The sequence below is a fragment of the Alteriqipengyuania sp. genome, assembly GCF_964222115.1.
Classification (GTDB): domain Bacteria; phylum Pseudomonadota; class Alphaproteobacteria; order Sphingomonadales; family Sphingomonadaceae; genus Alteriqipengyuania.
Map to the genome: position 1 here is coordinate 74,315 of NZ_CAXQBM010000022.1, position 13,781 is coordinate 88,095.

The following is a 13,781-nucleotide window of genomic DNA, read 5'->3' on the forward strand; positions in this document are numbered from 1 at the left end:
AGTACGTTGCAATTGCAAGCTTTGTGAGCATGGAAGGATCAAATCGATGGGCGAAGCGCGCAGAGCCTATTCCAGGGCGATCATCGTGCGCGCTTTTCGGCTGTGGGCGGTAGGCCGCGAAGCCATCCCGGAGACCGACGATCGCCTGCTCATGGAAACCATCAAGCTGGGCGTAACCCCTCAGGGCATCGCCGCATGCGTCTCCCTGTTTTCGCTCACCGAAACCGAACTTGGTCGATCGCTTGAAGCTGGATGCCTCTGCTCGCAGCGATTGTCGAATGACGAACGGGCACTACTGGGCGTGCTGGATGCTGCCGACAGGCTCGGCCCGGCCCGGACGGCACGAGACGCGCAGCGCGGTCTTCCGGCCCGGCTGCACTGGGCCGCCATGGAGGTTTGCGAGCGGCTGGGAATAGGATCGACAGTGAATGACGGTGCGCAGCGGTACAGCCCGCTCGCCCAGCAAGCAGGAGAACAGCGCGTTGCCTTTTGATCTGGAATTGCTGACCAGCACGCCGGACATCCGAACGGTCGCTCCAGTCCACGCCCGGCTGGTCTGTGCGCTCCGTTACACCCATATCGCCCGTCAAAGGCGCAAGTTCTGCTGCCGGGAACTGGGCGATAAACTAGGAACTGACGAAGCCGTCCACCCCTTCATGGTTTTTCTGGACGAGGTCGGGCGGGCTTGGCCCGAACCGATCTCGCTCAACCCTCCGTGCCAGCCACGCATGAGTTATGACGAGATGTTGCTGGTCGATTGCGCGACTGCCGCAGCCAAGAACGACCGCGCGTCCTTCGATGACTTCCTTCGGGACATGGCTCCCGAGGCAACGCGCCGACCGATCTGGAACGCCGCACGGCGCCTGATGGCGGCGCTCTACACTAACTGAGAACGCAGCAGGCTTTCACCTCGGAAACGGCGCGCGGAAAAGCTGAGGAGGGTGGTGCCGCTTACTGGACTCGAACCAGTGGCCCCATCATTACGAATGATGTGCTCTACCAACTGAGCTAAAGCGGCTTATCGCTTGGAGGCACGCCCCTTATCCTCGCGATGCGGCGTCTGCAAGGGGGATGCTCAGTGCGTCTTCGCGATATTGTCGCACACGGCGCTTTTCACTTCATCCGTGCTCGCCGTACCACCAGCATCCGCGGTGCTGATCCCTTCACTCAGGCAGTCCGCGACGGCCTGCTCAATCGCTGTGGCAGCATCGTTAGCCTTGAGGGCATGACGTAGCAGCATCGCCGCGCTCAGGATCGCACCCACCGGGTTGGCCTTGCCCTGCCCGGCAATATCGGGCGCGGAGCCGTGGATCGGCTCGTACAGACCACCGTGGCTTTCCGACAGCGAGGCCGAAGGCGCGAGCCCGATCGAACCCGCGATCACCGAGGCTTCGTCGCTCAGGATGTCGCCGAACATGTTCTCGGTCAGGATGACGTCGAAGGCGGACGGACGCTCGATCAGCTTCATCGCCATCGCATCGACCAGCACGTGGTCGAGCTCGACATCAGGGTACTCGGCATCGCGCAGGGCGACCACCGTGTTGCGCCACAAGCGGCTCGTCGCGAGTACATTGGCCTTGTCGACCGATGTGACGCGGCCGGAACGCCGGCGCGCGGCCTCGAACGCGATGCGGGAAATCCGTTCTACTTCTCGGCGCGAGTAGGAGCACAGGTCGGAGGCGGTTTCGTCCCCCTCTACCTTGTCGCCAAAATAGATGCCGCCGGTCAACTCGCGCACGATCAGCATATCAGTGCCCGCAACGCGATCTTCCTTCAGCGGAGAAAGATGTTCGAGGCCCGGAAACAGTGTGATCGGGCGTAGGTTGGCGAAGGCGCCGAGGGTCTTGCGAAGGGCCAGCAATCCGGCTTCGGGTCGCGGGCCTCCACCGTCCCACTTGGGCCCGCCGACCGCGCCGAGGAACACGGCATCCGCATCAGCGCACGCCTGCGCCGTCGCTGCGGGAAACGGATCGCCATCCGTGTCTATCGCGCAGCCGCCGATATCATGGCTCTCGAAAGCGAGCGACAGGCCATATGCATGTGCGACGGCTTCGAGCACGGCGCGAGCGGCATCGGTGACTTCGGGGCCGATCCCGTCGCCGGGGAGGAGTACGATCCTATGCGTCACGCAGCGTCCTCGTAAGCGAGGATCTGGTCGTTATGTGCGAGAATGTGCCCTAGCGGGTCGACTCCGTCGAGCAGGCAGCGGCGTGCGAAGGGTTCGATGCTGAACGCCGCTTCGATCCCGCTTTCGGTCGTCAGCGTGCATTCCTCCAGGTCGATGGCGATGGCCATGCCGGGTTGCTCAAGCAATGCAGCATGGGTTTCGGCATCGACCTCCACCGGAAGCAGGCCGTTCTTGAGCGAATTGCTTTTGAAGATGTCGGCAATATCCGAACTGACCACCGCGCGAAAGCCGTAGTCGAGCAGCGCCCAAGGTGCATGTTCGCGCGAGGAGCCGCAGCCGAAATTCGGCCCCGCGACCAGCACCTGCCGGTCGCCGGCTCCGGCAACCGGGAAAGGCGAGGCATTCTTGGGCTGGTCGTCGGCGGTGTAGCGCCAGTCGTAGAAGGCGCTCTTGCCCAGCCCCTCGCGCGTGGTGGTGGTGAGGAAGCGCGCGGGAATGATCTGGTCGGTGTCGATATTGCTCTGGCGCACCACCAACGTGCGCGCCTCCAGACGGGTAAACGGATCAGGCTGCATCGCGCGCCTCCGTGTCCAAATAGTCCGAAGGATCAGCGATATGGCCCGCGATGGCGCAGGCGGCGGCGGTGGCGGGCCCGGCGAGCACGGTACGCACGCCCTTGCCCTGCCGCCCCACGAAATTGCGGTTGGATGTGGACACTACGAGTTCGCCCGGTGCGCCCTGATCGCCGTTCATCGCGATGCACATGGAGCATCCCGGCAGGCGCCATTGCGCCCCGGCCTCGGTGAATACGGCGTCGAGCCCCTCCGCCTCGGCCTGCTGGCGGATTGCTTCGGAGCCTGGCACGATCAGCGCGGTCACTCGTTCTGCCACACGCCGCCCCCGCATGACTTCGGCGGCTTCGCGCAAGTCGGACAGTCGCGAATTGGTGCAACTGCCGATGAAGACGCGATCCACCTTCGCCTCGGCAAAGGGCCGGTCGGCGGCGAAGCGCATGTATTCCGCTGCTTCGCGCTCGGAGTCGTTCGCCGGGGTAGGCGCATTGCCGGTGACCGGCGCTGCGGCATCGGGCGATACGCCGTAGGTAATCATCGGACGGATGGCAGCGGCATCGACGGTAACTTCTTTATCGAAAGTGGCATCCGGGTCAGACGGAAGCATACGCCAGCGGGCGAGGGCCTCGTCCCAATCCTCGCCCTGCGGAGCGCGCTCGCGACCTTCGAGGTAAGCGAAAGTCGTCTCGTCAGGCGCGATCATGCCCACGCGCGCGCCGGCTTCGATCGCCATGTTGCACAAGGTCATGCGACCTTCCATCGACAGCGCCTCGACCGCTTCGCCAGTGAATTCGACCGCGTAGCCCTGCCCACCGTCGGCACCGATCTGCGCGATCATTGCCAGCGCCATGTCCTTCGCGCCGACGCCGGGCGCGAGCGCGCCTTCGAAAGTGATCCGCATCGATTTCGGCTTGCGCTGGAGCACGCATTGGGTGGCAAGAACATGGCCGACTTCGGTCGTTCCGATCCCGAAGGCCAGCGCGCCGAACGCACCGTGCGGGGAGGTGTGGCTGTCGCCGCACACGACGGTCTTGCCCGGCTGGGTCAGACCCATCTCCGGGCCTATCACGTGCACGATCCCGCGCCGGGGATCGTCGAGGCCGAGCAGGTCGATGCCGTGCCTGACGCAATTCGCTTCGAGCTGGTGAACCTGCTTCTCTGCAGCTTCGGTCGCATAGGGCAGACGACCATCCACGCCCGGCGGCAATGTAGGCGTCGAATGGTCGAGCGTCGCCTGCGTCAGGTCGGGACGGCGGACCTTGAGACCGCGTCCCTCCAGCACCGCAAAGGCCTGCGGCGAGGTGACCTCGTGCACCAGGTGCAGATCAATGAAGAGGATCGCAGGCGCGTCTTCGCTTTCGGGGACGACGACATGTGCATCCCACAGCTTGTCGAACAGGGATTTCGGCAGGGATCGTGGCTGGGACACGGCGCGCTCCCTATGCCGCACTGGCGAGGCGCGAAGCGTCCGCCATGCGCGCATAATTGTTGAACGCCGCCAGCAGCGCCTCGGCAGCAGCGATCACCACATCGGTGTGCTGGCTGCGACCGGTGATCGTGACTCCATCCACCGAAAGGCCAACCTCGATTTCCATTTCCCGGCTGAGCTGGTGCGCATCCACGCTTTCCAGCATGCCCTGTTTCACTTCTGCCGCAACACAGAACGCATCGGTCAGCGCCTCGAACGGGCCGGTGCCGTGGCCGATCGTGGTCAAGCGCCCGCGCGTCGCGTGGTCGAGCGTAACCTTGGCGGTGGGCCGGTCGTTGGCTTTGGTGCCGGTGCGCATTTCGACGCGGACCAATTCCCAGGCGTGCCCGCGCCCGTCTTCGGCCAGCAGGTCGCACAGGTCATTGTCGGTCACTTCGCGCCTGGTATCGGCCAGCCGCTTGAAATCGCCATAGAGCTTCTCGAACCGGTTGCCGCCCACATCGCCGTGGCCCAACGCTTCCAGCCTTGCCCGCAATGCGTGCTTGCCAGAGTGCTTGCCCAGCACCAGCGCATTGGACGGCAGGCCGATGTCTTCGGGGCTCATGATCTCATAAGTGCGGCGGTCGGCCAGCACGCCGTGCTGGTGAATGCCCGCCTCGTGCGCAAAAGCATTGCGACCAACGATTGCCTTGTTGCGCGGCGGCGCATTGCCAGTGACTTCGCCGAGCAAGCGGCTGACCGCGAAGATTTCGCGCGTTTCGACGCCGCTGGTCGCCTGGTAATGATCGGGCCGCGTCTTCAGCGCCATCACCACTTCTTCCAGCGCACAATTGCCCGCACGCTCGCCAATACCGTTGATCGTGCATTCGACCTGTCCGGCCCCGCCGCGTACTGCCGCAAGGCTGTTGGCGACCGCCATGCCGAGGTCATTGTGGTTGTGGGTCGAGAAGATCACGTGGTCGGGCCGCGCAACATTGGCGGTCAGGTCCGCGAACAGCGCGTAGATTTCCTCTGGCGAGGTATAGCCCACCGTGTCGGGCACGTTGAGCACATCCGCCCCCGCTCCCGCCGCGCATTCGAGCGCTTCTTTCAGGAAGGCCGGTTCGGTGCGCAGCGCATCCTCGGCAGAGAACTCGATCTCGGTGAAGCGGCCCCTGGCCGTTTTCACCGCGCGTTCGATCGTGGCGAGCGCTTCGGGCTTTTCCATCTTGTGCTTCGCGGCGAGCTGGAGATCGCTCGTGCCGAAGAACAGGTGAAGGCGACTGTGGCGTGCAGGCCCCAGCGCGCGCTCGGCAGCGGAGATATCGCCCTCGGTACAACGCGAGAGCGAACACAGCAGCGGCGCATGGGGCAGGTAGCCGATCTCGCTGGCGATGGCGTGGATCGCTTCGGCGTCGCCGGGCGATGCGGCAGCGAAGCCGACTTCCATCACATCGACCTTCAGCTTGCTCAGCGCATGCGCCAGCTTCAGCTTCTGTGCGGTGTTCATCGAGAAGCCGGGGGCCTGCTCGCCATCGCGCAGGCTGGTATCGAAAATCGCGATCGGGCGCGTGGATACGTCGCCCTCCGACACGTCAGGCTCGTGCAGCATGAGGTACCTCCGCAATCGGTGGAGCATTGGTCAGGTGCAGTGTGCTCTCGACCTCGTGCAGCCGCTCCAGCTGACGCAGCAGCGTCTCGACCTTGCGGAATGGATCGAGCGGGGCGAGTGCCAGTGTCGTCACTGCGGCATCGCCATCGCTGCCCATCTGCATCGAGCGGACGGAAAAACCGCGCGCTTCGATCACGCCGAGCGTCCGGCGAAGTGCGCCTTCCGCGCATGCGAATTCGATGCGGATATGCTCAAGAGTCATGGCGTTTCTCCATCATTTCGGCGTTGTTCTTGCCCGGTGGCACCAGCGGCCACACGTTCTCTTCGGGGTCGATGCGGACATGTGCGAGGATCGGTCCGCGTGCCTCGATCAGGCGGTCGATGGCTCCGTCCACCTCTTCGCGGCGCTCGATCGAGAAGGCTTCGATCCCAAAGGCGTTCGCGACTTCGACGAAGTCCGGATTGTCCGACAGGTCGACTTCCGAATAATTGCCGTCGAAGAACAGCTCCTGCCACTGGCGCACCAGGCCCAGCATCGCATTGTCGAGCAGCAGGATTTTGACCGGGATCTGGTAGCGGCGCAGCGTCGCCAGTTCCTGGATATTCATCTGAAACCCGCCATCGCCGCAGACCGCGAACACGTGGCTGTCGGGCTCGGCCAGCTTGGCGCCAATGGCTGCGGGCAGGCCATAGCCCATCGCGCCCAGTCCCCCGCTGGTCAGGTGCGCCTGCGGGCGCGCGAAGCGGCAATGCTGCGCCACCCACATCTGGTGCTGGCCTACATCGCAGGCGGCGACGAACTCCTCGCCCACCCGCTCCGACAGCGCTTTCAGCATAGCCGGCGCATAGATGCCGTTGCCCGGCGCATCGTATCGCGGCGCATGCTCGGCCCGGATCGCAGCGGTCTCGGCGGTCCATGGCTCGATCTCGCCGGCAGAGAAATCGATCGTCGCGAGGCTCGCCTTGATATTGCCGCACACCGCCGCGTGGGCGAAGCGCAACTTGCCCAGTTCGGCAGCGTCGATGTCGATATGAACGACCGAAGCATGCGGCGCGAATTCGGCCAGCTTGCCTGTCGCGCGGTCATCGAACCGCGCGCCCAGCACGATCAGCAGGTCACATTCCTGCACCGCCATGTTGGCAGGCCGGTGACCGTGCATACCGATCATTCCCAGCATCGCCGGATGCTCAGGCGGCAACACGCCAAGCCCTTGCAGCGTCGCGACGGCCGGAATGCCACTCTCTTCCACGATCCCGCGCACCATTGCGCTGGCATTGGCGCGGGCGATCCCGCCGCCGAGGTAGAACAGCGGGCGCTTGGCAGCCGCAATCAGCTTTTCAGCCTCGGCAATGGCGTCGTGCGAGGGCGAGGGCAGCATTTCGGCGGAGATGGGCCGCATCGGCGCAGGCTCGCACGAAACTTGCTGCACGTCCTTGGGCAGGTCGACTAGCACCGGGCCGGGTCGCCCACCCTCGGCAATCGCGAAAGCTTCGGCGAGCGCGGCGGGAATATCCTCTGGGCGGCGCACGATCATCGAATGCTTCACGATCGGCATGGTCATGCCGAAAATATCCGTTTCTTGGAACGCGTCGGTGCCCATCAGCGGCTGCGGCACCTGCCCGGTGATCGCCACCATCGGGACAGAATCCAGATAGGCATTGGCGATCCCGGTGATCAGGTTGGTCGCGCCGGGGCCCGAGGTTGCCAGGCACACTCCCGCGCGGCCCGTGATCCGGCCATAGGCATCGGCCGCGAAGGCAGCCGCCTGCTCGTGCCGCACCAGGATATGCCGCGTGCTCCCCTGCGGCAGCGCGTCGTACACAGGCATGATCGCGCCGCCGGGGTAGCCGAACACACATTCGACGCAGAGCGCGGCCAGCGTGTCGACTACCAGCTGCGCACCCGTGCGGGTGGCGGGCTGGCTCTCCTGGCTTGGCAATGGCTGGGTCATGGCGTTCATGGCTCTCACTCGGGTGAAGGCGTGCAGCTTACGCGGCCTTCTGCTCCTTCTTCTTCTCGGCGGTCTGCAACCACGCCATCAGGCCGCGCAGTTCCTTGCCGGTGGCTTCGATGGGGTGAGACAGATCGGCTGCCTGCATTGCGTCGTACTTGGCCTTCCCGGCCTCGTTCTCCGCGATCCAGTTGCGCGCAAAAGTCCCGTCCTGGATGTCGTTCAACACATCCTTCATCCGCGCACGCGTCTCGTCGTTGATGACCCGCGGGCCGGAAACCAGATCGCCATAGATCGCGGTTTCGGAAACGAATTCGTGCATCTTCTCGAACCCGCCTTCGTAGAGTAGGTCTACGATCAGCTTCAGTTCGTGCAGGCATTCGTAATAGGCGATCTCGGGCTGGTAGCCCGCGTCGACCAGCGTCTCGAAGCCGGCGGCGACCAGCTCGGTCGCACCGCCGCACAGCACTGCCTGTTCGCCGAACAGGTCGGTCTCGGTTTCCTCGCGGAAGCTCGTTTCGATGGCACCGGCGGTGGTCCCGCCGATGAGGCTGGCATAGGCCAGGGCCCGCTCGCGCGCTTCGCCGGTCGCATCCTGCCGCACCGCGAACAGGCACGGCACGCCCGCGCCGCGCTCGTATTCGCGTCGGACGAGATCGCCCGGCCCCTTGGGCGCCACGAGAATGACGTCGATCCCGGCTGCAGGCTGGATCCGCTCGTACAACACGGTGAACCCATGGGCGACGAGCACGGCATCGCCCTGCTCCAGGTTGGGCGCAATTTCGGAAGCGAAGATCGCCTCGTGGCTCATGTCAGGCGTCAGCAGCGCGATCAGCGACGCCGCCTTGGCAGCTTCGGCCACCGGCATCACGGTCAACCCGTCGGTGCGCGCCTTGGCGGCGGTGGGCGAGCCATCGCGCAGGCCGACGATCACTTCGCACCCGCTATCCTTCAGGTTCATCGCGTGGGCACGGCCCTGGCTGCCATAGCCGATGATGGCGACCGGCTTGCCCCGCACCAGATCGGGCTTGGCATCTTCATCGGTGTAGACCTTGATCGTCTTGGGCATGGTATCAGTCCTTCACTCGGTAACAGGTGGAATGGTGGTGGTGCCGTAGGCGGCCGACGAAACGAGACGGGCGAACTTGTCGAACACACCCCCCATTGAATTTGCGTGGCGTGGCACATGCACGGCGCGGCGCGCGGCCCAGTCGATATCGGCGTCGATCCGGCGGGTTTCCGCGTCGATGCGGATAATGTCGCCTTCTTCGATCAGCGCGATGGGGCCGCCTCTGGCCGCCTCGGGCGAACAATGGCCGATCACGAAGCCGTGGCTCGCGCCGGAAAAGCGCCCGTCGGTAATCAGAGCGACTTCGCCGGCGAGCCCCTGCCCCGCCAGCGCGGCAGTCACCGCCAGCATCTCGCGCATTCCCGGGCCACCCGCCGGTCCTTCGTAACGGATGATGACCACGTCGCCCGCCTTGATCCGGTTTTCCGAAACCGCGGCAAAGCACGCCTCCTCCCCTTCGAAGACGCGTGCGGGACCTTCGAAAGAGGACGAACCGTAGCCTGCGGTCTTGAGCACTGCGCCTTCGGGGGCGAGATCGCCGTACAGGATGCTCAGCCCGCCGGTAGCCTTCACCGGATCGGCAGGCGATTTGACGACCTGCTGCCCCGGCGTTTCTTCGGCCTGCGCCAGCTCGGCGAACAGCGTCCTGCCGGTCACTGTGGGCGTGTCTTCCAGCATTCCGGCATCGGCCAGCCGCTGGCCGAACAGCGGGACACCGCCTGCCTGATAGAGGTCGCGCGCAAGGAAGCGCCCGCCCGGCTTCAGGTCCGTAATGACCGGAACGGATCGCGACAATTCGTCGAAGGTTTCGATCGGGAAGGCGAAGCCCGCCTCCGCCGCAATGGCAGGCAGGTGGAGCACAGCATTGGTTGAACCACCGCTGGCGACCACCGCGGTTGCCGCATTGCGGACCGAAGTGGGCGTGATGAAGCTGCGCGCCGATGTACCCTCATGCGCCAGCTTGGCCGCCAGCCGTCCGCAGCGCGCGGCCTCCACAGCTTTAGCGGCATGGGTAGCAGGCGGATCGCCCGACCCCATCGGGCTGATGCCCATCATCGCCAGTGCCATCGCCATCGTGTTGGCGGTGAACTGACCGCCGCACGCGCCCGCGCCGGGGCACGCAGCGCGTTCCACCCGGTCCAGTTCGGCATCGCTCATGTCGCCTTTGGCGTGCGCGCCCACCGCTTCGAACACGTCCTGGATCGACAGGTCGCGCTCGCCCAGACGGCCCGGCATGATGGTCCCCCCGTAGAAGACGAGGCCGGGAATATCGAGCCGCGCCAGCGCCATCGCGGCGGCGGGGATGGTCTTGTCACAGCCAACCAGGATGATTGCCGCGTCGAGCGAGTGCCCGCGCACCGCCAGTTCGATCGAGTCGGCGATGATCTCGCGGCTGATCAGCGAGGCGCGCATGCCTTCGCCGCCCATGGTGATCCCGTCGGATACGACGATGGTGTTGAAGTCGACCGGCGTCGCGCCGCCACCGCGCAAGCCTTCGCGGATCGGCTCGGCCAGATCGCCAAGATGCATGTTGCATGGCGTGACGGTGGACCATGTATTGACCACCGCGACCATGGGCTGCGCCATCTGCGCGTCGGTAAAGCCCGCACCGCGCAGCATCGCGCGCGCCGGGGCCTTGGCCGGGCCCTTGGTGATCGCGTCGGATCGTTTGGAAGGTGACGTGTTCATTCGTGTCGCGTCCCGATCGACGGACCCAATAAAAAACCCCGCTGTCCTTGGTGGAGAGCGGGGCTTCGAGAGGTCCGTCTGGCTAGGTGCTAGCCGATGGGCACTCCCCCCCGCTGAATAAGAAGTACAAGTACGACAGCAAGGAGCAGCACAAGACCCTGCGCTTTCAGCACAGTCTCGTCGGCAGTCCGGATGGCGGCCTTGGCCCGCATTCGTCATTCCTCGCATGCGCAGCACGATTGCTGCGATGGCGAGACGTTTATATCACAGGGAATTAAGATCAAGCAAAAATATTGCTGAAATTGACCGAAAACAGAATTTATCGGTCTTGCAAGCGCTCGGAGAACTGATTTGTTCTGCAATTTCAGTCCTGTGCAGGTGCAAACAGAGTCGCCCGCTCTCCGTCGAGCAAGCGGCCAATCGGATAGTCTTTCCGACCATTGGCGATAATCGTTGGGCAACCGAGCCCGGTTGCATGGCGAGCCGCCGCCAGCTTGGTCGCCATTCCGCCCGTTCCCACTCCATCCGACGCAGCGTTATGCGCCAATGCCTCGATTTCGGGCGTGACCTCGCTGACATGATCGATATGCCGCGCCCCCGCCGCTGCTGGGTCGCCGTCGTATAGTCCGTCGACATCGGAAAGGAGGAGCAAAAGGTCGGCCCCCGCCAGTTCGGCTACCCGGGCCGACAGCCTGTCGTTGTCGCCCAGCTTGAGCTCCTCGGTTGCGACGCTGTCGTTCTCGTTGACCACGGGCACTACGCCCGCCCTTAGCAATACCGCCAGTGTGGCGCGCGCATTTGCCGAGCGCTCAGGCGATTCGCTATCATCGTAAGTGAGCAGGAGCTGGCCGACCGTGATGTCTTGTTCCGCGAAGGCAGCCGCCCACGCATTCATCAACAGGCCCTGGCCGACCGCCGCGGACGCCTGCCGGTGGTCCAGCTGCGTCGAGCGCGCGATCCCCAGCCGTTGCCAGCCGAGCGCGACCGCACCCGAACTGACGACGATGACCTGCGCGCCATTCCCCCGCAGCGCATGAATATCCTGCGCAAGACCGGCCAGCCATCCCGACCGCACGGCCCGCGCTTCCGGCTCGATCATCAGCGACGAGCCGACCTTGATTACGATCATTCTCGCCTTCGCAAGATATCCGGCAGGCGTGAGTTTGCGCATTGTCAGGGCGCGGCGTGCACGTCGTGCATCAGCAATATGCGCACGAGTTTCGCAATGGGGCGCGGGACACCGACTCGCCCTTCCAGCCAAAGGCTGACCGTCGAGCGGTCGACCCCGATTTCACGAGCTAGCGACCCCTGGGTGGAATGGCCCAGTAAATCCATCGCGGCGCGCAGTTCTGTCGGTTGCATGGACGCCAGCAGTGGATCGGGCACGCTCTCGGCATTCGCGTTCGCAGATGCGGCAACAGAATCGCTCCCACAGCGCCGGGGTGAATTTTTCACGGTGGCATTTGCGGCGTTTCTCATCTTCGAACCCCCTCTAAATCAAAGCTTTAAGTTCTTAATTCCAGTCTAATCCTGCCAGATTGACGATTCCCCGAAATTTGTGCGATGCATCATAAATGACAAATCCGTGACCGTTCAAGCAAGAATTGAACGGCATGGTTCTTGTCGCTGTAATTTCGCTGCCAGGGGGAAGCATGAAACTTATCATTGCCATCATAAAACCGTTCAAGCTCGACGAGGTGGTGGAAGCACTCACCGGCGTCGGCGTGACCGGCTTGACCGTGTCCGAAGCCAAGGGTTTCGGCCGCCAAAAAGGCCATACGGAGGTCTATCGCGGCGCCGAATACGACACGAGCTTCGTGCCCAAGGTTCGGATCGAAACCGTGGTCGACGACGCAGTCGCAGCAAAAGCTGTCGAGGCGATTGCCGCGGCTGCCAAGACCGACGCCATCGGCGACGGCAAGATCTTCACCATCGATGTTTCCTCGGCGCTGCGCATCCGCACCGGCGAAACCGACGACACCGCGCTTTGAGGGGGCGAAACATGAAGCTTAGCTTGAAATCATTGACCGCAGCGGGGCTCGGCATGCTTGCCGCAGCACCCGCCTTTGCCGCGCCCGCTGCGGCGCCCGAGGCGGCCGAAGCCGCCGCCACGATCGCCAAGGGCGATACCGCGTGGATGATCGTCGCCACCGTGCTGGTTATGGCGATGATCGTGCCCGGCCTCGCACTGTTCTACGGCGGGCTTGCGCGGACCAAGAACATGGCTTCGGTGCTCACGCAGGTACTCGGCGTCGCCTGCCTCGCGATGATCATCTGGGTCATGTACGGGTATTCGATGGCGTTCGGCGATACCGGCAACGCCTTCATCGCCGATTTCGGCAAGGTCTTCCTGAAAGGTGTCACGGCCGATTCCGGCGCGGCGACCTTCAGCGACGGTGTCGAGATTCCCGAATATATCTTCATCGCCTTCCAGCTGACCTTCGCCGCGATCACCGCGGCGCTGGTCGTGGGCGGCACGATGGAACGGGCCAAGTTCTCTACCATGATGGTGTTTGCCGCCATCTGGTTGACGATCGTCTACTTCCCGATTGCGCACATGGTTTGGGCAACCGGCGGGCTGATCTTTGAATGGGGGGCGCTCGACTTCGCTGGCGGCACGGTGGTCCACATCAACGCGGGCGTCTCTGCGCTGATGGGCTGCCTGATCCTGGGCAAGCGGGTCGGCTATCCGAAAGAACCTATGCCGCCGCACTCGCTGACGATGACGCTGATCGGCACCGGCCTGCTGTGGGTTGGCTGGTTCGGCTTCAACGGCGGCTCCGAACTGGAAGCGGACGGCGTTGCCTCGCTCGCAGTGCTCAACACCTTCGTTGCCACGGCAGCGGGCGTGCTGTTCTGGATGCTGGGCGAGACCATCAGCGGCCGCAAGGGTTCGCTGCTGGGCGGCTGCTCGGGCGCCATTGCCGGCCTCGTCGCGGTCACTCCTGCGGCGGGCAATAGCGGGCCCTTCGGCGCAATCCTGATCGGTGCAATCGCCGCACTGGTGTGTTTCTGGTTCGTCACCATGCTTAAACCGCGGCTGGGGCTGGACGACACCGCGGACGTGTTCGGCATCCACGGGATCGGCGGCATCGTCGGCTCGCTCGGCACTGCCTTCACCATGATGCCGGGCCTCGGCGGACCGGGCGATGCGGAGTACGACGCAGGCGCTCAGTTCATCATTCAGGCGATGGGCGTCGGCGTGGCGATCGCATGGGCAGCCGTTGGTGCCTCGATCGCCTTTCTTGTTGCGAAGCTGATCACCGGCGGGCGTGTCTCCGAAGAGAAGGAGCGCGACGGCCTCGACCTCAGCGAACATGGGGAGCGCGCCTACAACTATTGATGCGAACA

At 64.3% G+C, this 13,781-nt stretch carries 14 protein-coding genes and 1 tRNA gene; 4 read left to right on the forward strand and 11 right to left on the reverse strand.

Going from position 1 to position 13,781, the window contains the following annotated elements; all coding sequences use genetic code 11:
* Positions 1-46 precede the first annotated feature (46 nt).
* Positions 47-493, forward strand: coding sequence for a hypothetical protein (locus ACEQXE_RS03855; protein ID WP_370177625.1), 447 nt, complete (start codon positions 47-49; stop codon positions 491-493).
* Positions 429-890, forward strand: a complete 462-nt coding sequence (locus tag ACEQXE_RS03860; protein WP_370177626.1) for a hypothetical protein — start codon at positions 429-431, stop codon at positions 888-890. Before ACEQXE_RS03855 ends, ACEQXE_RS03860 begins: the two co-directional genes overlap by 65 nt.
* A 52-nt stretch (positions 891-942) precedes the next feature.
* Here the strand turns inward: ACEQXE_RS03860 and ACEQXE_RS03865 are convergent.
* From ACEQXE_RS03865 to ACEQXE_RS03915, 11 genes are all read right to left on the reverse strand, one after another.
* A tRNA-Thr gene (locus ACEQXE_RS03865) sits at positions 943-1,018 on the reverse strand.
* Between the two features lie 57 nt (positions 1,019-1,075).
* Positions 1,076-2,128: a 3-isopropylmalate dehydrogenase gene (leuB, locus tag ACEQXE_RS03870; protein WP_370177627.1), complete on the reverse strand. Its 1,053-nt coding sequence runs from the start codon at positions 2,126-2,128 to the stop codon at positions 1,076-1,078.
* A complete protein-coding gene (gene leuD, locus ACEQXE_RS03875; protein WP_370177628.1) occupies positions 2,125-2,703 on the reverse strand; it encodes a 3-isopropylmalate dehydratase small subunit in 579 nt (192 codons plus the stop codon). Before leuD ends, leuB begins: the two co-directional genes overlap by 4 nt.
* Positions 2,693-4,129 carry a 3-isopropylmalate dehydratase large subunit gene (gene leuC / locus ACEQXE_RS03880; protein WP_370177629.1) on the reverse strand — a complete coding sequence of 479 codons (1,437 nt, stop codon included), beginning with the start codon at positions 4,127-4,129 and terminating at the stop codon, positions 2,693-2,695. The genes leuD and leuC overlap by 11 nt, the downstream gene beginning before the upstream one ends.
* A gap of 10 nt (positions 4,130-4,139) precedes the next feature.
* Entirely contained in the window at positions 4,140-5,720 is a 1,581-nt protein-coding gene (locus ACEQXE_RS03885; RefSeq protein WP_370177630.1) for a 2-isopropylmalate synthase, read from the reverse strand.
* Positions 5,704-5,982 (reverse strand): ACT domain-containing protein, encoded by a 279-nt coding sequence (locus ACEQXE_RS03890; protein ID WP_370177631.1) that lies wholly within the window; start codon positions 5,980-5,982, stop codon positions 5,704-5,706. The genes ACEQXE_RS03885 and ACEQXE_RS03890 overlap by 17 nt, the downstream gene beginning before the upstream one ends.
* Positions 5,972-7,681: an acetolactate synthase 2 catalytic subunit gene (ilvG, locus tag ACEQXE_RS03895; RefSeq protein ID WP_370177632.1), complete on the reverse strand. Its 1,710-nt coding sequence runs from the start codon at positions 7,679-7,681 to the stop codon at positions 5,972-5,974. The genes ACEQXE_RS03890 and ilvG overlap by 11 nt, the downstream gene beginning before the upstream one ends.
* A gap of 28 nt (positions 7,682-7,709) precedes the next feature.
* Positions 7,710-8,741: a ketol-acid reductoisomerase gene (ilvC, locus tag ACEQXE_RS03900; RefSeq protein WP_370177633.1), complete on the reverse strand. Its 1,032-nt coding sequence runs from the start codon at positions 8,739-8,741 to the stop codon at positions 7,710-7,712.
* 12 nt (positions 8,742-8,753) lie between these two features.
* Positions 8,754-10,430, reverse strand: coding sequence for a dihydroxy-acid dehydratase (locus tag ACEQXE_RS03905; protein WP_370177634.1), 1,677 nt, complete (start codon positions 10,428-10,430; stop codon positions 8,754-8,756).
* A gap of 364 nt (positions 10,431-10,794) precedes the next feature.
* Complete coding sequence (gene proB, locus ACEQXE_RS03910; protein WP_370184136.1) at positions 10,795-11,601, reverse strand: glutamate 5-kinase; 807 nt, start codon at positions 11,599-11,601, stop codon at positions 10,795-10,797.
* A gap of 2 nt (positions 11,602-11,603) precedes the next feature.
* Positions 11,604-11,792 (reverse strand): transcriptional regulator, encoded by a 189-nt coding sequence (locus ACEQXE_RS03915; protein WP_370184139.1) that lies wholly within the window; start codon positions 11,790-11,792, stop codon positions 11,604-11,606.
* A gap of 290 nt (positions 11,793-12,082) precedes the next feature.
* Between ACEQXE_RS03915 and ACEQXE_RS03920 the strand changes: the two genes are divergently transcribed.
* Both ACEQXE_RS03920 and ACEQXE_RS03925 read left to right on the forward strand, forming a co-directional pair.
* Complete coding sequence (locus ACEQXE_RS03920) at positions 12,083-12,421, forward strand: P-II family nitrogen regulator (RefSeq protein WP_370177637.1); 339 nt, start codon at positions 12,083-12,085, stop codon at positions 12,419-12,421.
* A gap of 11 nt (positions 12,422-12,432) precedes the next feature.
* A complete protein-coding gene (locus tag ACEQXE_RS03925; protein WP_370177638.1) occupies positions 12,433-13,773 on the forward strand; it encodes an ammonium transporter in 1,341 nt (446 codons plus the stop codon).
* Positions 13,774-13,781: the final 8 nt, after the last annotated feature.